The organism is Ideonella alba (assembly GCF_018069845.1).
Lineage (GTDB): Bacteria > Pseudomonadota > Gammaproteobacteria > Burkholderiales > Burkholderiaceae_C > Ideonella > Ideonella alba.
In genome coordinates this window covers 17,267-38,830 of the sequence record NZ_JAGQDD010000021.1, presented here as the reverse complement: position 1 = coordinate 38,830, position 21,564 = coordinate 17,267, and the positions used below count along the sequence as shown (strand labels likewise).

At 68.4% G+C, this 21,564-nt stretch carries 20 protein-coding genes; 5 read left to right on the top strand and 15 right to left on the bottom strand.

The features are described 5' to 3' along the window. The first annotated feature begins 79 nt into the window (after positions 1-79). Entirely contained in the window at positions 80-409 is a 330-nt protein-coding gene (gene trxA / locus KAK03_RS20745; protein ID WP_210804071.1) for a thioredoxin TrxA, read from the top strand. A gap of 274 nt (positions 410-683) precedes the next feature. Continuing rightward, positions 684-1,949, top strand: a complete 1,266-nt coding sequence (gene rho, locus KAK03_RS20740) for a transcription termination factor Rho (RefSeq protein WP_210856608.1) — start codon at positions 684-686, stop codon at positions 1,947-1,949. Positions 1,950-2,015: 66 nt separating this feature from the next. Here rho and KAK03_RS20735 read toward each other — a convergent pair whose 3' ends face one another. Further along, the gene (locus KAK03_RS20735) at positions 2,016-2,816 is read right to left on the bottom strand and encodes a transporter (RefSeq protein ID WP_210856607.1); all 801 of its coding nucleotides are present in this window, start codon (positions 2,814-2,816) and stop codon (positions 2,016-2,018) included. A 157-nt stretch (positions 2,817-2,973) separates the two neighbouring features. Between KAK03_RS20735 and KAK03_RS20730 the strand changes: the two genes are divergently transcribed. Together KAK03_RS20730 and KAK03_RS20725 are read left to right on the top strand one after the other, a co-directional pair. Next, on the top strand, positions 2,974-3,234 hold the full coding sequence (locus KAK03_RS20730; RefSeq protein WP_210856606.1) for a type B 50S ribosomal protein L31: 261 nt from the start codon (positions 2,974-2,976) through the stop codon (positions 3,232-3,234). 79 nt (positions 3,235-3,313) lie between these two features. Further along, a complete protein-coding gene (locus KAK03_RS20725; protein ID WP_210856605.1) occupies positions 3,314-4,963 on the top strand; it encodes a hypothetical protein in 1,650 nt (549 codons plus the stop codon). A 3-nt stretch (positions 4,964-4,966) separates the two neighbouring features. On the opposite strand, the gene phoR is transcribed toward KAK03_RS20725, so the two are convergent. The 11 genes from phoR to KAK03_RS20670 form a co-directional block, all read right to left on the bottom strand. Continuing rightward, positions 4,967-6,292, bottom strand: coding sequence for a phosphate regulon sensor histidine kinase PhoR (gene phoR / locus KAK03_RS20720; protein WP_210856604.1), 1,326 nt, complete (start codon positions 6,290-6,292; stop codon positions 4,967-4,969). A gap of 16 nt (positions 6,293-6,308) precedes the next feature. Continuing rightward, a complete protein-coding gene (gene phoB, locus KAK03_RS20715; protein WP_210856603.1) occupies positions 6,309-7,010 on the bottom strand; it encodes a phosphate regulon transcriptional regulator PhoB in 702 nt (233 codons plus the stop codon). Positions 7,011-7,018: 8 nt separating this feature from the next. Beyond that, on the bottom strand, positions 7,019-7,735 hold the full coding sequence (gene phoU / locus KAK03_RS20710) for a phosphate signaling complex protein PhoU (protein ID WP_210856602.1): 717 nt from the start codon (positions 7,733-7,735) through the stop codon (positions 7,019-7,021). A gap of 19 nt (positions 7,736-7,754) precedes the next feature. Then, positions 7,755-8,540 carry a phosphate ABC transporter ATP-binding protein PstB gene (pstB, locus tag KAK03_RS20705; protein WP_210856601.1) on the bottom strand — a complete coding sequence of 262 codons (786 nt, stop codon included), beginning with the start codon at positions 8,538-8,540 and terminating at the stop codon, positions 7,755-7,757. A 17-nt stretch (positions 8,541-8,557) separates the two neighbouring features. Continuing rightward, positions 8,558-9,427 (bottom strand): phosphate ABC transporter permease PstA, encoded by an 870-nt coding sequence (pstA, locus tag KAK03_RS20700; protein WP_210856600.1) that lies wholly within the window; start codon positions 9,425-9,427, stop codon positions 8,558-8,560. Continuing rightward, positions 9,424-10,401, bottom strand: a complete 978-nt coding sequence (gene pstC / locus KAK03_RS20695; protein ID WP_210856652.1) for a phosphate ABC transporter permease subunit PstC — start codon at positions 10,399-10,401, stop codon at positions 9,424-9,426. The genes pstA and pstC overlap by 4 nt, the downstream gene beginning before the upstream one ends. Before the next feature lie 100 nt (positions 10,402-10,501). After that, positions 10,502-11,533 (bottom strand): phosphate ABC transporter substrate-binding protein PstS, encoded by a 1,032-nt coding sequence (gene pstS, locus KAK03_RS20690; RefSeq protein ID WP_210856599.1) that lies wholly within the window; start codon positions 11,531-11,533, stop codon positions 10,502-10,504. Positions 11,534-11,678: 145 nt separating this feature from the next. Continuing rightward, the gene (gene glmM, locus KAK03_RS20685) at positions 11,679-13,019 is read right to left on the bottom strand and encodes a phosphoglucosamine mutase (protein ID WP_210856598.1); all 1,341 of its coding nucleotides are present in this window, start codon (positions 13,017-13,019) and stop codon (positions 11,679-11,681) included. Positions 13,020-13,058: 39 nt separating this feature from the next. Beyond that, a complete protein-coding gene (gene folP, locus KAK03_RS20680; protein ID WP_210856597.1) occupies positions 13,059-13,901 on the bottom strand; it encodes a dihydropteroate synthase in 843 nt (280 codons plus the stop codon). Between the two features lie 77 nt (positions 13,902-13,978). Beyond that, positions 13,979-15,883 (bottom strand): ATP-dependent zinc metalloprotease FtsH, encoded by a 1,905-nt coding sequence (gene ftsH, locus KAK03_RS20675; RefSeq protein ID WP_210856596.1) that lies wholly within the window; start codon positions 15,881-15,883, stop codon positions 13,979-13,981. A 137-nt stretch (positions 15,884-16,020) separates the two neighbouring features. Further along, on the bottom strand, positions 16,021-16,698 hold the full coding sequence (locus KAK03_RS20670; protein WP_210856595.1) for an RlmE family RNA methyltransferase: 678 nt from the start codon (positions 16,696-16,698) through the stop codon (positions 16,021-16,023). A gap of 30 nt (positions 16,699-16,728) precedes the next feature. Between KAK03_RS20670 and KAK03_RS20665 the strand changes: the two genes are divergently transcribed. Continuing rightward, positions 16,729-17,205 (top strand): YhbY family RNA-binding protein, encoded by a 477-nt coding sequence (locus KAK03_RS20665; protein ID WP_210856594.1) that lies wholly within the window; start codon positions 16,729-16,731, stop codon positions 17,203-17,205. On the opposite strand, the gene KAK03_RS20660 is transcribed toward KAK03_RS20665, so the two are convergent. The 3 genes from KAK03_RS20660 to carB form a co-directional block, all read right to left on the bottom strand. Continuing rightward, positions 17,180-17,653, bottom strand: coding sequence for a DUF4149 domain-containing protein (locus tag KAK03_RS20660; RefSeq protein ID WP_310738686.1), 474 nt, complete (start codon positions 17,651-17,653; stop codon positions 17,180-17,182). The two genes, KAK03_RS20665 and KAK03_RS20660, sit on opposite strands and share 26 nt — an antisense overlap. Further along, positions 17,650-18,126, bottom strand: coding sequence for a transcription elongation factor GreA (gene greA, locus KAK03_RS20655; protein ID WP_210856593.1), 477 nt, complete (start codon positions 18,124-18,126; stop codon positions 17,650-17,652). Before greA ends, KAK03_RS20660 begins: the two co-directional genes overlap by 4 nt. 166 nt (positions 18,127-18,292) lie before the next feature. After that, positions 18,293-21,550 (bottom strand): carbamoyl-phosphate synthase large subunit, encoded by a 3,258-nt coding sequence (carB, locus tag KAK03_RS20650; RefSeq protein WP_210856592.1) that lies wholly within the window; start codon positions 21,548-21,550, stop codon positions 18,293-18,295. Positions 21,551-21,564 lie beyond the last annotated feature (14 nt).

The window sequence follows — 21,564 nt, the reverse complement described above, 5'->3', positions numbered from 1 at the left end:
CGGGCATCGGGGACAAGACCTTTGTGTCAGAATCATTGTGCCCGGTCGCCCCAGATGGCGGCTCCCCGAAGGACACCCCATGAGCAGCGAACTGATCAAGCACATCTCCGACGCCTCGTTCGAGGCCGATGTCCTGCAATCCGACAAGCCGGTCCTGGTCGACTACTGGGCCGAATGGTGCGGCCCCTGCAAGATGATCGCCCCGATCCTGGACGAAACCGCCAAGGAATACGGCGAGCGCCTGCAGATCGCCAAGATGAACGTCGACGAGAACCGCGACATCCCCGCCAAGTTCGGCATCCGCGGCATCCCGACGCTGATGCTGTTCAAGGGTGGTCAGCTGGCGGCCACCAAGGTCGGTGCGCTGAGCAAGGCGCAGCTGGCCCAGTTCCTCGACGGCAACCTCTGATCTCGCCTATACTCCTGCCCTGACGCGCCGGGAACGGCTGCATCGCGCCAAGCGCCCGAGCAGCCACCCCGGAGCCCCGTCAGGCGCCGGACGGCCGCCACCCCAAGCCCAGGCCCAGCCTGACCGCTTGCGGAACACGTGTCCCGGCCCCCCCTCCCCTACCCGGTTTCATCACGCGCCACGCGGCCGGGATCCCCGTGATCCCCACCTCGATGGCGATCGGCCAGCCCCGGCTCATGCGGTGCTTCGCTGGCGACCACCCCAGGGTGTATCCATGCATCTTTCCGAACTGAAAGCCCTCCACGTCTCGGCCCTGATCGAGATGGGCGAGGCGCTCGAGATCGACAACGTCTCCCGCCTGCGCAAGCAGGAGCTGATGTTCGCGATCATGAAAAAGCGCGCCAAGGCCGGCGAACAGGTCTTCGGCGACGGCGTCCTCGAAGTGCTGCCCGACGGCTTCGGCTTCCTGCGCTCGATCGACACCAGCTACATGGCGTCGACCGACGACATCTACCTGAGCCCCAGCCAGATCCGCCGCTTCAACCTGCACACCGGCGACATGGTCGAGGGTGAGGTGCGGGTGCCCAAGGACGGCGAGCGCTACTTTGCCCTGGTGAAGGTCGACCGTGTGAACGGCCTGACGCCCGAGCAGAGCAAGCACAAGATCATGTTCGAGAACCTGACGCCGCTCTTCCCGAAAGAGCCGTTCAAGCTCGAGCGCGACGCCTTCAAGGGCGAGGAGAACATCACCGGACGCATCATCGATCTGATCGCCCCGATCGGCAAAGGCCAGCGTGCGCTGCTGGTCGCGCAGCCGAAGACCGGCAAGACGATCATGATGAAGAACATCGCCCACGCGCTGGTGGCGAACCATCCCGAGATCCACCTGATCGTGCTGCTCGTCGACGAGCGCCCGGAAGAAGTGACCGAAATGGTGCGCACCGTGCGCGGCGAGGTGATCAGCTCCACCTTCGACGAGCCCGCCGCCCGCCACGTGCAGGTGGCCGAAATGGTGATCGAGCGCGCCAAGCGCCTGGTCGAGATGAAGAAGGACGTGGTGATCCTGCTCGACAGCATCACCCGTCTGGCCCGCGCCTACAACAACGTGCTGCCCAGCTCCGGCAAGGTGCTGACCGGCGGTGTCGACGCCAACGCGCTGCAGCGCCCCAAGCGCTTCTTCGGCGCGGCGCGCAACGTGGAGGAAGGCGGCTCGCTGACCATCATCGGCACCGCGCTGATCGACACCGGCTCGAAGATGGACGAGGTCATCTACGAGGAGTTCAAGGGCACCGGCAACTGCGAGATCCACCTGGACCGCCGCATGGCCGAGAAGCGCGTCTACCCCTCGATCCTGATCAACAAGTCGGGCACCCGCCGCGAGGAGCTGCTGCTCAAGCCCGAGATCATGCAGAAGACCTGGATCCTGCGCAAACTGCTCTACAACATGGACGAGATCGAGGCGATGGAGTTCGTCCTCGACAAGATGAAGGCGTCGAAGAACAACCTCGACTTCTTCGACATGATGCGCCGCGGCGGCTGAAGCCCGCGCCTCGCATCACCCGCACGACCGCGCCCTGGCGCGGTCGTGTCGTTTCAGGGTGGTGGGTCAGTAGCGCACCGACACACCCAGGCCCCAGCGCCAATCGGTGGCGGCGCCGCTGATGCCCCGTGCGACCGAGGCATCGAACTGCAGGTCGGGGTTCACCAGCCAGGCCACGCCGGCGTCGGCACTGTGGATCGTGCCGCCGTGGCGGCGTGAGGCCCACTGGTCGAGCGACCATTCCACATAGCCGCGCCACTCGGCACTGAATTCCTTGCCCACGGTCACCGCCAGCGAACCCGCGGTGTAGCGCTGGCCGTTGGCGTCGCTGAGGCTGCCAATGCCGGGCATCGCGCCGACCGACCAGCCGCCGGGCAGTTCCCACTCGCCCACCACGCGCAGCGAGGGCCGCACGCCGCTGCCCTTGAAACCCGAGGAGCCGCTGGGCAGGTCGAAGTGCAGCAGCGCCGCGACGCTGGGCACAAAGTCATCGTCATCACCATCCTGGACATGCCACTTCAGGCCGACCGCGGTGTCGGGCGTGCCCGAGCGGCCGCCCAGCGCCGTGCGCTCGCGCACCCTTAGTTCGGTCTCGATGCGCAGCTCCCAGGTCGGGCTCAGACCGATGCGCAGCAGCGTCGGAAAGCTGCGTTCACGCACCGCCGCGGCACCTCGGCCGTCGCGGGCCCATTCGACGCTGGTCTCGAGCTGGAAGCGGCCGGCGCCGACCACCTCGCTCGACTCGGAGATGTCGGGCCGATCGGTGATGATCGCGCCATCGGCTTCGGCGCGCGCGGCCGTGCCCGCCATGGACAGCAACAGGGCGGCCGCCACCGCGCACAGGCGCGTGGAAAGGGTCGTTGGCATCAGGATCCTCCGGTGGGCGGTGGGTGGTTGGATGTCAGCCCAGAGCATATCGGGTATACTCCGCGTTTTTCCGCTGTCGGAAAGTGCGAATGTACGAAGGTACGACTGGCATGGGGCCAGGCGTGGCTCCCGGCTCACCAGCGATGAGAGAAGCGCCATGAAAGAAGGCATTCACCCGAATTACCGCGACGTCTGCTTCGTGGATCTGTCCAACGGTTTCAAGTTCGTGACGCGTTCCTGCGCCCCGACCAAGGAAACCATCAAGCTCGACGACGGCCGCGAAGTGCCGCTGTTCAAGCTGGAAACCACCAGCGAGTCGCATCCCTTCTACACCGGCCAGCAAAAGAGCGTGGACACGCTGGGTGGCCGCGTCGAGAAGTTCCGCAACAAGTTCGCCCGCGTCGGCATCAAGAAGTAATCCCCTTCTTGCCCGCACGCGTGCAGCGAAGAAGGCAGCCTCGGCTGCCTTTTTTCATGCCTGGTGCATCATCGCCTCCGTGAGCACGCCCACCCCTGCCCTCGTCACGCAGCGCGCCGCACAGCGCCTGCCGCGCGTGCCGCTGCTGCTGCTGTGCGCGGCCTATGTGCTGCCCGGCGTGTTCGGCCGCGACCCCTGGCGCAACGCCGATCTGTCCGCTTTCAGCATCATGCTGGGCATGGCCGAAGGCCGGCTGTCCTGGCTGGCGCCGACCCCGGTGGGCGGCATGGCCGACGCCGCGCTGCTGCCGCACTGGCTGGGCGCGCTGGCCATCCAGGCCCTGGGCGGCTGGCTGGGGCCTGCGCTGGCGGCACGGCTGCCCTTTGCACTGCTGCTGGCGGCCACGCTGGCCCTGGTCTGGTACGCCACCTATTACCTGGCCCGCACCGAGGCCGCGCAGCCGGTGGCCTTCGCCTTCGGTGGCGAGGCCGAGCCGCGCGACTACGCCCGGGCGCTGGCCGATGGCGCGCTGCTGGCGCTGATTGCCTGCCTGGGCCTGCTGCAGCTGGGCCACGAGACCACGCCCGAGCTGGCCCAGCTCAGCGAGGTGGCGCTGCTGCTGTTCGCGCTGGCCGTGGCCACCACGCGGCCACTGCTGGGCCGGCTGCTGGCGCCACTGGCGCTGGTGGCGCTGGCCTCCAGCGGCGCTCCGGCCATCGCCACGCTGATGGGCCTGGTGGCGCTGGTCACCAGCGCGCGCAGCCGCTTCGAGGGCGTGCGCGCCCTGCTGCCCTGGCTGGCGATGGGCGCCGCGGCCTCGGCCGCGCTGGCCTTGCTGCTGCACACCTGGCACTGGCGCATCGTGCGCCCGGACAGCCTGGCCGACCTGTGGGCCCTGGTGCGTCTGCCCGGCTGGTTCCTGTGGCCGGCCTGGCCGCTGGCGCTGTGGACGCTGTGGCGCTGGCGAGGGCACCTGCAGTCACGCCACATCGCGGTGCCGCTGGGCTGCGCGCTGGTGGCGCTGCTGGCGATGGCAGCCATGGACGGCAACGACCGCGTGCTGTTGCTGGCGCTGCCTGGCGTGGCGGTGCTGGCGGCCTTCGCGCTGCCGACGCTGGACCGCGGCGCCAGCGCGGCGATCGATTGGTTCTCGGTGTTCTTCTTCACCGGCGCGGCCATCGTGGGTTGGGTGGTCTATGCCTCGATGCACTGGGGCGTGCCGGCCAAACCGCTGGCCAACATCCAGCGCCTGGCGCCGGGCTTCGTGCCGCAGTTCTCATGGCTGGCGCTGCTGGCGGCGGTGCTGGGCACGCTGGCCTGGCTGTGGCTGGTGCGCTGGCGCACCGCCCGCCACCGCGATCCGCTGTGGAAGAGCCTGGTGCTGCCGGCCAGTGGCGTGGCGCTGGCCTGGCTGCTGTCGATGACGCTGTGGCTGCCGGCGCTGGACTACGCACGCAGCCTGCGGCCGCTGGTTCAGCAGATCACCGAGATCGTGCCGGCCGGCCAATGCCTGCTGGCGCCCGGCCTGCCGCGCACCCAGGTGGCGGCGCTGGAGGTGTTTGGCCGCTACCGGGTGGATGCGCGCACCGATGGCCCGTGCGATGCCATGGTGCTGCAGGGGCGTCGGCCCGGCGTCGCCCCGGCGATCGACGGCTGGCGCCTGGTGGCCACACTGCGGCGCCCTACCGACCGCCAGGAACAGACCTGGGTCCTGCGCCGCGAGCGCTGATCCTCAGGCCGGGGTCACGGCCGCGGCGCGCACCCGCGAGGGCGGCAGGCGCAAGGTGAAGCGCGAGCCCTGGCCCACCGCGCTCTCGATCAGCAGCTCGCCGCCGTGGCGCTGCGCCACATGCTTGACGATGGCCAGCCCCAGGCCGGTGCCGCCGGTGTCGCGCGAGCGGCTACCGTCCACGCGGTAGAAGCGCTCGGCCAGCCGCGGCAGGTGCTCGGGGGCGATGCCGGGCCCGGTGTCAACCACGCTGAGCTCGCCCGAGCCGTCGTCACCGCGACGCGCGATGATCTGGATGCGGCCCCCCTCGGGGGTGTAGCGCACCGCATTGAAGGCCAGGTTGCCCAGCGCGCTGGACAACTCGGATTCCTGCCCGGCCAGTGCCTCCAGGGCGCCGGTGTCGACGATCAGCTCGTGGCGCCCCGCCGACAGGGCCCGCACTTCCTGCTCCACCACCTGGGTCAGACGGGCCACCGGGCACCACTGGTCAGCGGGCGGCCGGGCGCTGCCCTCCAGGCGCGCCAGCGTCAGCAGGTCGCCCACCAGCGCCTGCATGCGCTTGGCCTGCTGGCCCATCAGGCTCAGCACGCGCTGGCGCTCGACCTCGGTCAGCGGCAGCGTGGCCATGGTCTCGACGAAGCCGGCCAGCACCGTCAGCGGCGTGCGGATCTCATGCGAGACATTGGCGACGAAATCGCGCTTGGTGGCATCCACCCGCTCGCGCTCGGTGATGTCCTGCGTCAGCAGCAGGCGCTTGCCCTGGCCATAGGGCCGCACCAGCACCGCCAGCAGGCCCTTGCCCTGCGCACCGGGAATCTGCACCGGCTGCTCGAACTGGCGCGCCTGCAGATGCGCCACGAAAGCCGGCGCGCGCACCAGGTGGGTGACATGCTGGCGCTGGTCGCGCAGCGGGTCCAGCCCCAGGTGGGCGGCAGCCATCTGGTTCATCCACTCGATCTGGTCGGCCGCATCCAGCAGCAGCACGCCGTTGGGCGACGCGTCGATGGCCTCCAGCATCTGGGCGAGCTGCTCGCGCTCGGCCGACAGCGCCCGCTCGCGCAGGCGCAGCGCCCGCTCGACGCGCACACCGGCCTCGCCCCAGAAGCCCACCAGGGGCGGTGCGCCGTCGTGCATCTCACTGCTGAGCCAGGTCAGCAGGCGGTCGCCGCGCAGGCCGTCGACCAGCGCCACCAGCGCGGCCGCCGCCCCGGCGCCCAGCATCGCACCCAGCCGGCCATGTCCCCAGGCCTCGCCCAGCCAGCCTCCCAGTCCGGCGCCCAGCGCCGCGAACAGCAGCGCCAGCGCGGTGCGTGGCAGCAACCAGAACATGCGCGCCGCAACCCCCTCAGGCCGACGGCAGGGCGACCTGCCGCGTCATGCGGTAGCCGGCGCCGCGCACCGTCTCGATCATCTGCGCGCATTGCGCCGGCTGCAGCGCCTCGCGCAGGCGCTTGACGTGCACATCGACCGTGCGTTCCTCGATGAAGACGTGGTCGCCCCAGACCCGGTCCAGCAGCTGGGCGCGGCTGTGCACACGCTCGGGGTGGGTCATGAAGAAGTGCAGCAGGCGGAACTCGGTGGGACCCAGCTTGAGCTCGACGCCGGCACGGCTGACGCGGTGGGTGGCCGGGTCCAGCGTCAGCCCGGCCAGTTCCACCGCGGTGTCCAGCGCCTCGGGCAGGCGGCGGCGCAGCAGCGCGCGGATGCGCGCCAGCAGCTCCTGCGTGGAGAAGGGCTTGGTCAGGTAGTCGTCGGCGCCGGCATCCAGGCCGGCCACCTTGTCGGTTTCCTCGGCGCGCGCGGTCAGCATGATGATCGGCAGGCCGCGGGTGCGCTCGTCGGCGCGCCAGCGGCGCGCCAGTGCTACGCCGGACTGGCCCGGCAGCATCCAGTCGAGCAGCACCAGGTCGGGCAGCACGGCATCGACCGCGGCCTGGGCCTGCTCGGCGGTCTCGGCCAGCGTGACCTCGAAGCCGGCATGGCGCAGGTTCAGCGCGATCAGCTCGGCAATCGCGATCTCGTCCTCGACGACCAGGATCGTGGTCATGGCCATCCTCAGTTGCGCTGCAGGGCGACCGAGGCCACGGTCTCGACCGGGTTGTGCCGCACGTCCGTGCCCTTGACGATGTAGATGATCTGCTCGGCCAGGTTCTTGGCGTGGTCGCCCACGCGCTCGATCGCCTTGGCGACGAACACCAGGTCGATGCTGGCCGAGATGGTGCGCGGATCTTCCATCATGTAGGTGATCAGCTTGCGCATCAGGCCGTCGAACTCCTGGTCGATCTGGTTGTCCTGCTTGATGACCTCCAGCGCCTGCACCGTGTCCAGACGGGCGAAGGCGTCGAGGGCCTTGCGCAGCGAGGCCACGGCCAGCTCCGACTCGAAGGACACATCGCTGACCGGCAGCTTCATGCGGCTGAAGACGCCGGTGTTGATCAGGCGCTGCACGGTGCGGGCAATGCGCGCGGCCTCGTCACCCACGCGCTCGAGGTTGCCGATGGTCTTGCTGATCGCGATCAGCAGGCGCAGGTCACGGGCGGTGGGCTGGCGGCGGGCGATGATGGCCGAGAGGTCGGCGTCGATCTCGACCTCCAGCTGGTTCACCCGCTCCTCCATCTTCAGGACCTGGGTCGCGGTCTCGGCGCTGTAGTGGACCAGCGCGTAGATGGCCTGGGCCACCTGGGCCTCGACCAGGCCGCCCATTTCCAGCACACGGGTGGAGACGCCGCTGAGTTCGGCGTCGAACTGGGTCGACAGGTGCTTGTCGCTCATGGAAATGTCTCCTGCACGCTCAGCCGAAACGGCCGGTGATGTAGTCCTCGGTCTCGCGCTTGGTCGGCTTCATGAACAGGTCGCGGGTGGGTCCGAACTCGACCAGGTCGCCCAGGTACATGTAGGCGGTGTAGTCGGAGACGCGCGCGGCCTGCTGCATGTTGTGGGTGACGATGACCACGGTGTAGTCGTCACGCAGCTCGTGGATCAGCTCCTCGACCTTGCCGGTGCTGATCGGGTCGAGTGCCGAGCATGGCTCGTCGAGCAGCAGCACCTCGGGCTTGATCGCGATGCCGCGGGCGATGCACAGGCGCTGCTGCTGACCACCCGACAGGCCGGAGCCGCTCTGGCCCAGCTTGTCCTTGACCTCGGTCCACAGCGCGGCCTTCTTCAGCGCCCACTCCACCCGCTCGTCCATCTCGACGCGCGAGAGGTTCTCGAACAGGCGCACGCCGAAGGCGATGTTGTCGTAGATCGACATCGGGAAGGGCGTGGGCTTCTGGAAGACCATGCCGACCTTGGCGCGGATCAGCGAGACATCCAGGCGCTTGTCCAGCACGTCCTCGCCGTCGACCAGGATCTGGCCCGTGGCGCGCTGCTCGGGGTAGAGCTCGAACATGCGGTTGAAGGTGCGCAGCAGCGTCGACTTGCCGCAGCCCGACGGACCGATGAAGGCGGTCACCTTCTTCTCGGGCAGGTCGAGGTTGATGTGCTTGAGCGCGTGGAAGGCGCCGTAGTAGAAGTTCAGGTCACGTACCGTGATCTTGGCCTTCTCGGTCACGGGCAGATTGACTTTGGCGTCCATGGACATGGGCTCCAGGTTCAGTACTTGTTGCGCAGGAAGACCCGCGCCAGGATGTTCAGCGCCAGCACGCCCAGCGTGATCAGGAACACGCCGGCCCAGGCCAGCTGTTGCCAGTTCTCGTAGGGACTCATCGCGAACTTGAAGATCGTCACCGGCAGGCTGGCCGTGGGTTCGGACAGGCTGGGCGTCCAGAACTGGTTGGACAGCGCGGTGAACAGCAGCGGCGCGGTCTCGCCCGAGATGCGGGCGATGGCCAGCAGCACGCCGGTCAGCACACCGGCCCGCACGCTCTTGAGCGTGATCGAGCTGATCACCTTCCACTTGGGCGTGCCCAGCGCATAGGCGGCCTCGCGCATCGCATGCGGCACCAGGTTCAGCATGTTCTCGGTCTGACGGATCACCACCGGGATGACGATCAGCGCCAGCGCCAGCACGCCGGCCCAGCCCGAGAAGGTCTTCATCCGCGCCACCACGGTGGCGTAGATGAACAGGCCGATGACGATGGACGGCGCCGACAGCAGGATGTCGTTGATGAACTGGGTGGTGCGGCCCAGCCAGCTGCGCTGGCCGTACTCGGCCAGGTAGATGCCCGCCATCACGCCGATCGGGGTGCCGATCAAGGTGGCCAGCGTGACCATCAGCAGCGAGCCGTAGATGGCGTTGGCCAGACCGCCCACGGCTTCCTGGGGCGGCGGCGTCATCTCGGTGAAGACCTGCAGCGACAGGCCGCCCCAGCCCAGGCGGACCGTCTCGTAGAGGATCCACATCAGCCAGAACACGCCGAAGGCCATGGCGGCCAGCGACAGCGCCAGCGCCACCGTGTTGGTGCGGCCGCGGCGGCGGTGGCGCGCCTGGCGCGCCGGGTCGAGTGAGGTCAGGCGGCTCATGCGCGGCTCCCTTCACCCTTGCGCAGCTGGGCCAGCAGCAGCTTGGACAGCGCCAGCACGACGAAGGTGATGAAGAACAGGATCAGGCCCAGGTAGATCAGCGAGGCCTGGTGCAGGCCTTCGCCAGCCTCGGCGAACTCGTTGGCCAGGGCCGAGGTGATGCTGTTGGCGGCCTCGAACAGCGAGACCGAGTTCAGCTGGTTCATGTTGCCGATCACGAAGGTCACGGCCATGGTCTCGCCCAGCGCGCGCCCCAGGCCCAGCATGATGCCGCCGACCACGCCGGCCTTGGTGTAGGGCAGCACGATGTTCCAGACCACCTCCCAGGTGGTCGAGCCCAGGCCATAGGCGGACTCCTTGAGCATCGGCGGCGTCACCTCGAACACATCGCGCATCACCGAGGCGATGTAGGGAATCACCATGATCGCCAGGATGATGCCGGCCGACAACAGGCCGATGCCCACCGGCGGGCCCGAGACCAGCGCGCCGAGCACCGGCACGCCCTTGAAGGCGGCCTGCAGCGGCTGCTGCACATAGGTGGCCAGCAGCGGCCCGAAGACCATCAGGCCCCACATGCCATAGACGATGGACGGCACCGCCGCCAGCAGCTCGATCGCCGTGCCCAGCGGGCGCTTGAGCCACTGCGGCGACAGCTCGGTCAGGAACAGCGCAATGCCGAAGCTGACCGGCACCGCGATGACCAGCGCGATCAGCGAGGTCATCAGCGTGCCGTAGATCATCACCAGGCCGCCGAAACGCTCGGCCGCCGGATCCCAGTCGCTGCTCCACAGGAAGCCCAGACCGTACTCGCGGATCGCCGGCATCGCGCCGATCACCAGCGAGCCCAGGATGGCCACCAGCAGGCCCAGGGTCAGCCAGGCGGCTGAATGGGCGGCGATGGCAAACAGGCGATCAGCCCACGGCGCGCGTGCGCGGCGGGGCTGCGGGGCGCCAGTGGGGGTGCTGCGGGTCATCGGGCGCTGGCCGAGCTTGTCGGCATCGGCGGGAAGGGTGGCACTCACCTGCATTCTCCTCGCTCCGGCGCCGCCGTGCGGCCGCGCCGGAGAGTGGCGATCACTTGCCCAGGACGGGCTTGCCGGCGGTGTCGGCCACCGTCGCCCACTGCTTGCGCACCAGCGCCTTCACGGCGTCGGGCAGCGGCACGTATTCCAGGTCGACGGCCAGCTTGTCGCCGCTGCCGTAGGCCCAGTCGAAGAACTTCAGCGCCGCAGCACCCTGATCCGGCTTGGCCTGGGCCTTGTGCATCAGGATGAAAGTGGCGCCGGTCAGCGGCCAGCTGTCCTTGCCCGGCTGCTCGGTGAGGATCTGGTAGAAGGTCTTGGACCAGTCGGCACCGGCCGCCGCGGCCTTGAAGTTCAGGTCGTCGGGGGCGACGTACTGACCGTCCTTGTTCTTCATGAGCACATGGGTCATCTTGTTCTGCTTGGCGTAGGCGTACTCGACGTAGCCGATCGCGCCCGGCAGGCGCTGCACGTAGGCCGACACGCCCTCGTTGCCCTTGCCGCCGGCGCCGGTGGGCCAGTTGACCGCGGTGCCCTCACCCACCTTGGCCTTCCACTCGGCGTTCACCTTGGAGAGGTAGTTGGTGAAAATGAAGCTGGTGCCCGAACCATCGGCGCGACGCACCACGGCGATCGTCTGGTCGGGCAGGGCCACGCCCGGGTTCAGTGCGGCGATGGCCGCATCGTTCCACTGGGTGATCTTGCCCAGGTAGATGTCGCCCAGCACCTGGCCATTGAGCTTCAGCTGGCCCGGCTGGATGCCCTTGACGTTGATCACCGGCACCACGCCGCCGATCACCGTGGGGAACTGGACCAGGCCGTCGGCAGCCAGCTCTTCATCCTTCAGCGGCATGTCCGAGGCGCCGAAGTCGACCGTCTTGGCCTTGATCTGCTTGATGCCGGCGCCCGAACCCACCGACTGGTAGTTCACGCGGGCACCGCCGGCCTTGGCGTAGGCATCGGCCCACTTGGCGTAGACCGGGGCCGGGAAGGAGGCGCCGGCGCCGGTGATGTCCTGCGCCAGCACCAGGCCGGACGTCGACAGCAGCACACTGGCCAGCGAGACACGAAGGGTAGACAGCATGGGAAGCCCTTTCCAGAGGTACACAAGCGCCGGTTCACCCGGCATGCCCGCACTGTAGAAAGGCTCTGTGACAGCGTCGTGACACGGCTGTCACACACGCCATCCCGGTCACCGGACTGTCACCCGGCTGTCATGACCACCGGCGTCAGCCGGCCTGGGCGGCGGCGGCCAGGCGCTCGGCGGCCTGGCGGGCCTGCGCAGCGTCCGCCGTCTCGACCATCACCCGCAGCACTGGTTCGGTGCCCGAGGGACGGATCAGCACCCGGCCGGCGTCACCCAGCGCGGCCTTCACCGCCTCGGTTTCGGCAGCCAGGCGGGCGTTGGACCGCCAATCGGCCCCCTCGGCCAGGCGGACATTGATCATGGTCTGGGGGAACAGTGGCGCGTCGGCCAACAGCTCGGGCAGCAACCGGCCGCTGCGCTGCACCGCCTGCAGCACCTGCAGCGCGCTGACGATGCCGTCGCCGGTGCTGTGGCGGTCCAGGGCCAGCAGGTGGCCCGAGCCTTCGCCGCCGAGGATCCAGCCGCGCTGCGCCAGTTCCTCGAGCACATAGCGGTCGCCCACCTTGGCACGCACCAGCTCGATGCCACGGCGGCGCAGCGCCAGCTCGACCCCCATGTTGGTCATCAGCGTGCCCACCACGCCGGGCACGGGCTCGCCCTGGGCCAGTCGGTCCAGCACCATCAGGTACAGCAGTTCGTCGCCGTTGTAGAGGCGACCCTGTCCATCGACCAGTTGCAGGCGGTCGGCGTCGCCATCCAGCGCGATGCCGAAATCCGCGCCACGGGCCTGCACCTCGGCCTGCAGCGCCTGGGGCGCGGTGGCACCAACGCGGTCATTGATGTTGGTGCCGTTGGGGGACACGCCGATGCTGGTGACCTCGGCCCCCAGCTCATGGAAGACCGCCGGCGCCACATGGTAGGCGGCGCCATGCGCGGCATCGACCACCAGCTTCAGGCCGCGCAGCGTCAGGTCACCGCTGACCGTGGTCTTGCAGAACTCGATGTAGCGGCCCTCGGCATCGGTCAGGCGCCGGGCCTTGCCCAGTTGCGCGGAATCGACCCACTGCGGCGCTTCCTCCAGTGCCAGTTCGACCGAGCGCTCCCAGTCGTCCGACAGCTTCTGGCCGCGCGCCGAGAAGAACTTGATGCCGTTGTCCTGGTAGGGGTTGTGCGAGGCGCTGATCACCACACCCAGGTCCAGCCGCAGCGCCCGCGTCAGGTAGGCGACGCCCGGCGTGGGCAAAGGGCCGGTCAGCAGCACATCGACGCCGGCCGAGGCAAAGCCAGCCTCCAGCGCCGACTCCAGCATGTAGCCCGAGATCCGGGTGTCCTTGCCGATCAGCACGGTGCGCGGACCCTTGGTGCGGCCGGCGCGCAGCACGCGACCCACCGCATGGCCCAGGCGCAGCGCGAAGTCGGCCGTGATGGGCGCCTGGCCCACGGTGCCGCGGATGCCATCGGTGCCGAAGTACTGGCGCGACATGACGCTCTCTCCTGTGTAGTTCTGCGCTGGACCGGATTGTCAGTGGGCCGGCGGACCGCCCAGGCCCGCCGCACACCAGACCTTGACCGCATCGACCGTGGCTGCCACATCGTGCACACGCACGATGCGCGCGCCCCGCGCGATCGAGGCCAGTGCCGCGGCCACGCTGGGCACCAGGCGCTCGCCCACCGGCCTGCCGGTCAGCTGGCCCAGTGTGCCCTTGCGCGACCAGCCCACCAGCAGCGGCGGCCCCAGGTCACACAGCGCGGCCTGGCCTTGCCACAAGGCCAGGTTGTGTTCGAGCGACTTGCCAAAGCCGTAGCCAGGATCGAGCGTGATGCGGGCGTCGATGATGCCGGCCATGCGTGCTGCATGCAGCCGCTGCGCCAGGAAGTCGCGCACCTCGGCCACCACGTCGGTGTAGGTCGGGCGCTGCTGCATCGTGTCGGGCTGGCCCTGCATGTGCATCAGGCACAGGCCCACGCTGCCATGCGCCGCCACACGCGCCAGCGCCCCGGGCAGCTGCAGTGCGCGCACATCGTTGATGATGTCGGCGTCCAGCGACAGCACCGCGTCGATCACTTCCGGGCGGCTGGTGTCCACGCTGACCGGCACGCCCAGCCGCACGGCCTGGCGCACGACGGGCACCACGCGGGCCAGTTCCTCGGCCAGGCTGGGCGGCTGCGATCCGGGGCGGGTGGATTCGCCGCCGATGTCCAGGATGTCAGCGCCCTGGGCCAGCAGCCGCTCGCAGTGCGCCAGCGCGGCACGCTCACCGGCGTGGCTGCCACCGTCCGAGAAGGAGTCAGGGGTGACGTTGACGATGCCCATCACCTGCGGGCGGTCCAGGGCGATCTGGAATCGGGTGGTCTGCCAGAACATCGGCCGAAAGGGGTGCCGTTGAAAAGGCCGACGGGGCCGTCAGGGCCCCGTGGCGTCAGGTTGGCAAGAGGAAAGCGTCAGGCGGCAGCCGGTGCACTGTCGGCCTGGGCAGGCGGCGTCGGGCCGTTGCCACCCTTGCTGGAGCTGGGCGTCCAGTCCTTGGGCGGGCGCGGCGGCTTGCCCTCCATGATGTCGTCGATCTGCTCGCTGTCGATGGTTTCCCATTCCAGCAGCGCCTTGGCCATCGCGTGCATCTTGTCCTGATGCTCCTCGATGTGGCGGCGGGCGATCGAGTACTGCTCGTCGATGATCTTGCGGATCTGCTGGTCGACCTTGCGCATCGTCTCTTCGGACATGTGCGTGGTCTTGGTGACCGAGCGGCCCAGGAAGACCTCGCCTTCGTTCTCGGCGTAGACCATCGGGCCCAGCTCGTCGGTCATGCCGTAGCGGGTGACCATGTCGCGGGCGATGGCGGTGGCGCGTTCGAAGTCGTTGCTGGCGCCGGTGGTCATCTGGTTCATGAACACTTCTTCGGCGATGCGTCCGCCGAACAGCACCGAGATGGTCGAGAGCATGCGCTCCTTGTCCATGCTGTAGCGGTCGCCCTCGGGCAGTTGCATCGTCACGCCCAGCGCGCGGCCGCGCGGGATCACGGTGACCTTGTGCACCGGGTCGGTCTTGGGCATCAGGCGTGCCACCAGCGCATGACCGGCTTCGTGGTACGCGGTGTTGCGGCGCTCGTCCTCGGGCATGACCATGGACTTGCGCTCGGGGCCCATCATGATCTTGTCCTTGGCGCGCTCGAAGTCGATCATCTCGACCACGCGGGCGTTGCGGCGGGCGGCGAACAGTGCCGACTCGTTGACCAGGTTGGCCAGATCGGCGCCGGAGAAGCCCGGCGTGCCGCGCGCCAGGATGTCGGCCTTGACGTCCTGGCCGATGGGCACCTTGCGCATGTGCACGTTGAGGATCTGCTCGCGGCCACGCACATCGGGCAGCGTGACATAGACCTGGCGGTCGAAGCGGCCCGGGCGCAGCAGCGCCGGGTCCAGGATGTCGGGCCGGTTGGTGGCCGCCATCACGATGACGCCGAGGTTGGTCTCGAAGCCGTCCATCTCGACCAGCATCTGGTTGAGGGTCTGCTCGCGCTCGTCATTGCCGCCGCCCAGGCCGGCACCACGGTGGCGGCCCACCGCGTCGATCTCATCGACGAAGATGATGCAGGGCGCGCTCTTCTTGGCCTGCTCGAACATGTCGCGCACGCGGGCCGCGCCCACGCCGACGAACATTTCGACGAAGTCGGAGCCCGAGATGCTGAAGAACGGCACCTTGGCCTCACCGGCGATCGCCTTGGCCAGCAGCGTCTTGCCGGTGCCCGGGGGGCCGACCAGCAGCACACCGCGCGGGATGCGGCCGCCGAGCTTCTGGAACTTCTGCGGGTCCTTCAGGAAATCGACCAGCTCCTTGACCTCTTCCTTGGCCTCGTCGCAGCCAGCGACGTCGGCGAAGGTGGTGGAGTTGTTGGCCTCGTCCAGCATGCGGGCCTTGGACTTGCCGAAGCTGAACGCCCCGCCCTTGCCGCCGCCCTGCATCTGGCGCATGAAGTAGATCCACACGCCGATCAGCAGCAGCATCGGGCCCCAGGACAGCAGCAGGCTCTGCAGCAGCGAGGGCTCGTCGCGCGGGCGCACATCGAACTTGACGCCGTTGGCGATCAGGTCGCCGGTCAGGCCGCGGTCGAGGTAGGTGCCGGTGGTGCGGATGTTGCGGTCGTCGGTGGTCTTGGCCGAGATCTCGACGCTGCCCGGACCCTCCTGGATCGTGACGCTCTTGATGCGCTTGCTGCGCACCTCTTCGAGGAACTCGGAGTAGCTCAGCTGGCTGCCCGACACAGCGGCCCGATCAAACTGCTTGAAGACAGTGAACAGCACCAGGGCGATCACCAGCCACACTGCAATTTTCGAGACCCATTGATTATTCACCGCGGCTCCTTCTTGCCATCAGACGCTGGCGGCGGCCCTCCGCCACCTGCGACTTACCGCATATAGGGTCGATTCTACGCCCCACAAGTTCCCTGACAGCGGGCGTGGACAGACCGTCCAGCCCCCGAAAACCGGGGTCAGGCGCCCGTTTTCAGGCCGATCCCCACCAGAAAGGTCTCGGCCGACTTGTCGCGCGAGGACTTGGGCTTGAAGGGCTTGACCACCCGGAAGCTCTGCTTGAACAGCGCCACCAGCGGGTCGTAGGCCCCGCCATGGAAGACCTTGGCCACCAGGGCGCCCTGCGGTTTGAGGTGCTGGCGGCCAAAATCCACCGCCAGTTCCACCAGGTGCTCGATGCGGGCGGCATCGGCGCTGGACACCCCCGACAGGTTGGGCGCCATGTCCGAGACCACCAGGTCCACGGGACGGCCGGCCAATGCGGCTTCCAGCTGCATCAGCACCGAATCCTCGCGAAAATCGCCCTGGATGAACTGAACGCCGTCGATCGCTTCCATCTCCAGCAGGTCCAGCGCGATGATCGTGCCATCCAGCGCGCCGCTGGCCGCGCCGCCACTGCCGGCCACCTTGGGCGCAAAGCGGCGGCGCAGGTACTGGCTCCAGGCGCCGGGCGCGGCGCCCAGATCCACCACCACCTGCCCAGGGCGCACCAGGCTGAAGGTCTCGTCGATCTCCTTGAGCTTGTAGGCGGCGCGGGCGCGGTAGCCGTCCTTCTGCGCCTGGCGCACGTACGGATCGGTGACATGGTCGTGCAGCCACGCCTTGTTCACCTTCTTGCTCTTGGTCTGGACTTTCATCGGTATTCAACCCCGGGGGATAATGCCACGATGCCTGCGATTGAACTGACGCCCGCCCGCCGCAAGGAATTGCGCGGCGAGGCCCACCACCTCGACCCGGTCGTGATGATCGGTGCCGAGGGCCTGACCCCCGCCATCCTCAAGGAGACCGACGCCGCCCTGAAGGCCCACGGCCTGATCAAGGTGCGCGTCTTCTCGGACGACCGCGCCGGCCGCGAGGCGGTGCTGGCGCAACTGGCCGACCAGCTCGGTGCGGCGCCCGTGCAGCACATCGGCAAGCTGCTGGTGCTGTGGCGGCCCATGCCCGAGAAGGTCAAGGCCGAGCCCGAAGAGGCCAAGCGGGGTTCGCGCACTGTCAAGCTGGTGACCTTCGCCCGCAAGGGCAGCCCGCGGCCGATCGTCAAGACGGTGACGGTGCATGGCAACGAGCGCCTGACCGCCGGCGGCCAGATCAAGCGCGCCAAGAAGCGCGCCACCAGCGTCAAGAAGAAGGCCCAGAGCCAGTGACCGGGGCGCGGGCGGCCCGCCAGGCGAGCGCCGTCACCGCCACGATCTTGATCGCGAACAGGCCGAAGCTCAGGCCATGCAGCACCGCGAAACCCAGCGCGGTGGGCTGTCCGGCCTTGGCCGCCGCGATCATCGGCTGCAGCCCGTAATAGCCCAGCACGGTGCAGCCCAGCGCCAGCAGCGCCAGGCCCATGCCCAGCGTGAACTGGCTGCCCTGCCCGGCCTCGGCCGCCTCGGCCGCGGCGCGGCGCTCCAGCATCAGCATCAGGCCACCCAGGCCGATGCTCAGCCACGCCTCCTGCGCGAAGATGCGCGCCACCACCCGGCCGGCGTCGGCCTGCACCAGCGTGGCGAAGGGCGCCGGTGTGGCGATCAGCGCGATGCACAGCAGCGCGCCGGCCCACAGCCCGGGCACGATGCGGCGGGTGAAGGCAGCGGCGCGGATCACTCGTAGCGGACCGCGACGATCTCGTAGGAGCGTACACCGCCGGGGGCCTGCACGTCCGCCACGTCGCCGGCTTCCTTGCCGATCAGCGCCCGGGCGATGGGCGAGCTGATCGAGATCAGGCCCAGCTTCAGGTCGGCCTCGTCGTCACCGACGATCTGGTAGGTCACGGCCTTGCCGCTCTCCTCGTCTTCCAGATCGACGGTGGCGCCGAACACCACCTTGCCGCCGGCGTCCAGGCTGGCGGGGTCGATGACCTGGGCGGCCGAGAGCTTGCCCTCGATCTCGAGGATGCGGCCTTCGATGAAGCCCTGCTTGTCCTTGGCCGCGTCGTACTCGGCGTTCTCGGACAGGTCGCCCTGGGCGCGGGCCTCGGCAATGGCCTGCACCACGGCCGGACGCTCGACGTGCTTGAGGCGGTGCAGTTCGTCCTTCAGCTTTTCGGCGCCGCGCTTGGTCAGGGGAATCGTGCTCATGTCTCGGGTGTTCAGGGGTGTCTACAAAGGCAAACCGCCGCCACGGCCCGGTCGGGCGGTGGGCGGCGGCGGTGCAATGGGCGAAGTGTAGTGCAGTCGGGGCCTGTGCGGCGAGCCGCTCGACCCGGCCCGTCAGACCGGCCAGTCAGACCGGCCGTTCAGCACGTCAGGCCAGCGACGTGTGCAGCTCCTGCAGCGACAGCACACCGATGTCGTCCTGGTGCTTCAACGCCTCGGTTGCTGCCTCGCAGCCAGCCATCGTGGTGTAGTAGGTCACGCGGTTGGCCAGCGCGGCGGTGCGGATGTAGCGGCTGTCGGCGATCGCGGTGCGGGTTTCGTCCACGGTGGTGAAGACCAGCTGCACGTCACCGGCCTTGATCATGTCCGCGATGTGCGGGCGGCCGTCCTTGACCTTGTTGACCACCTTGACCGGGATGCCGGCCTCGGCGATGGCGGCCGCCGTGCCCTTGGTGGCGGCCACCAGGAAGCCCAGGTTCACCAGCTCCGAGGCCACCTTGACCGCGCGGTCCTTGTCGTTGTTCTTGACGGTGATGACCACCGTGCCCTTGCCGGGCAGGCGGCTGCCGGCGCCCAGCTGGCTCTTGAGCATGGCCTCACCGAAGCTGTAGGCCACGCCCATCACCTCGCCGGTGGAGCGCATCTCGGGGCCCAGGATGGGGTCCACCCCCGGGAACTTGTTGAACGGGAAGACCGCTTCCTTGACGCTGAAGTACGGCGGGATGACCTCGTGCGGCGCACGGCCACCGACACCGGTCTGGTCCTTGAGCAGCTGGCCGGCCATGCAGCGCGCGGCGATCTTGGCCAGTGGCTGGCCGGTGGCCTTCGAGACAAAGGGCACGGTGCGCGAGGCGCGGGGGTTGACCTCCAGCACGTAGACCACGGCGTCGTCGCCGTCGCCCTGGATGGCGAACTGCACGTTCATCAGGCCCACCACCTTCAGGGCCTTGGCCATTTCGGCGGTCTGACGGCGCAGCTCGTCCTGCAGTTCCTTGGACAGCGAGTACGGCGGCAGCGAGCAGGCCGAATCCCCCGAGTGCACGCCGGCCTGCTCGATGTGCTCCATGATGCCGCCGATCATCACCGCGCCCGAGGCATCGGCGATGCAGTCAACGTCCACTTCGATGGCGTCATCGAGGAAGCGGTCCAGCAGCACCGGCGACTTCTCGGAGACACGCACCGCCTCGCGCATGTAACGCTCGAGGTCCTTGTCGCCATGGACGATTTCCATCGCCCGGCCGCCCAGCACGTAGGACGGGCGCACCACCAGCGGGTAGCCGATCTCGTTGGCCAGACGCACCGCGTCTTCCTCGTTGCGGGCGGTGCGGTTGGGCGGCTGCTTCAGGCCCAGCGTGTGCAGCAGCTGCTGGAAGCGCTCGCGGTCCTCGGCGATGTCGATCGAGTCGGGCGTGGTGCCGATGATGGGCACGCCAGCACGCTCCAGGTCCAGGGCCAGCTTCAGCGGCGTCTGGCCGCCGTACTGCACGATCACGCCGACCGGCTGCTCCTTGGCCACGATCTCCAGCACGTCCTCCAGGGTCACCGGCTCGAAGTAGAGGCGGTCGGAGGTGTCGTAGTCGGTGGACACCGTCTCGGGGTTGCAGTTGACCATGATGGTCTCGTAGCCGTCCTCGCGCATGGCGAGGGCCGCATGGACGCAGCAGTAGTCGAACTCGATGCCCTGCCCGATGCGGTTCGGGCCACCGCCCAGCACCATGATCTTCTTCTTGTCGGTGGGCTGCGCCTCGCACTCCTCGTCGTAGGTGGAGTACATGTAGGCGGTCTGGGTGGCGAACTCGGCGGCGCAGGTGTCCACCCGCTTGTAGACCGGGCGCACGTTCAGCGCATGGCGCTTCTCGCGCACGGCGTGCTGGTGGGTGCCCAGCAGCTTGGCCAGGCGGCGGTCGGAGAAGCCCTTGCGCTTGAGGAAAACCAGCTCGTCGCGGGACAGGCTCTCCAGCGTGCGGCCTTTCAGCGCCTGCTCGGCCTGGATGATCTGCTCGATCTGGGCCAGGAACCAGGGGTCGATCGCGGTCTCGGCGAAGATCTCATCGAGCGTCATGCCGATGCGGAAGGCGTCCGCGACGAACAGGATGCGCTCCGGGCCGGGCTCACCGATCTCCTGGATGATCTCCTCGCGGTCGGTGCTGCGCTCGCTCAGGCCGTCGATGCCGGTCTCCAGGCCGCGCAGGGCCTTCTGGAACGATTCCTGGAAGGTGCGGCCCATGGCCATCACCTCGCCCACCGACTTCATCTGCGTGGTCAGGTGCGCATCGGCCGCCGGGAACTTCTCGAAGGCGAAGCGCGGGATCTTGGTGACCACGTAATCGATCGAGGGCTCGAACGAGGCGGGCGTGGCGCCGCCGGTGATGTCGTTGCGCAGCTCATCCAGCGTGTAGCCCACCGCCAGCTTGGCCGCGACCTTGGCGATCGGGAAGCCCGTGGCCTTGGAGGCCAATGCCGACGAGCGCGACACGCGCGGGTTCATCTCGATGACGATCATCCGGCCGGTGTCCGGGTTGATCGAGAACTGCACGTTGGAGCCGCCGGTGTCGACGCCGATCTCGCGCAGGATCGCGATCGAGGCGTTGCGCAGCAGCTGGTATTCCTTGTCGGTCAGCGTCTGGGCCGGGGCCACGGTGATCGAGTCGCCGGTGTGGATGCCCATCGGGTCGAGGTTCTCGATCGAGCAGACGATGATGCAGTTGTCCGCCTTGTCGCGGACCACTTCCATCTCGTATTCCTTCCAGCCGATCAGCGATTCCTCGATCAGCAGCTCATTGGTGGGGCTGAGGTCCAGACCGCGCTTGCAGATCTCCTCGAACTCCTCCGGGTTGTAGGCGATGCCGCCACCGGTGCCACCCAGCGTGAAGCTGGGGCGGATGACCATCGGGAAGCCCGAGCCGCCGATCTCGGCCTGGATGCTCTTCTGCACCGCCCAGGCCTCCTCCATGCTGTGCGCGATGCCCGACTTGGCCGAACCCAGGCCGATCTTGGTCATCGCGTCCTTGAACTTCAGGCGGTCCTCGGCCTTTTCGATCGCGTGCTCGTTGGCGCCGATCATCTCGACCTGGTACTTGTCGAGCACGCCGTGCTTGTGCAGGTCCAGCGCACAGTTCAGCGCGGTCTGGCCGCCCATCGTGGGCAGGATCGCGTCCGGGCGCTCCTTGGCGATGATCTTCTCGACCACCTGCCAGGTGATCGGCTCGATGTAGGTGACATCGGCCGTGTCCGGGTCGGTCATGATGGTCGCCGGATTGCTGTTGACCAGGATGACCTTGTAGCCCTCCTCGCGCAGCGCCTTGCAGGCCTGGGCGCCGGAGTAGTCGAACTCGCAGGCCTGACCGATGATGATCGGGCCGGCGCCGATGATGAGGATGCTCTGGAGGTCGGAACGCTTGGGCATGGTCAAAGTCTTTA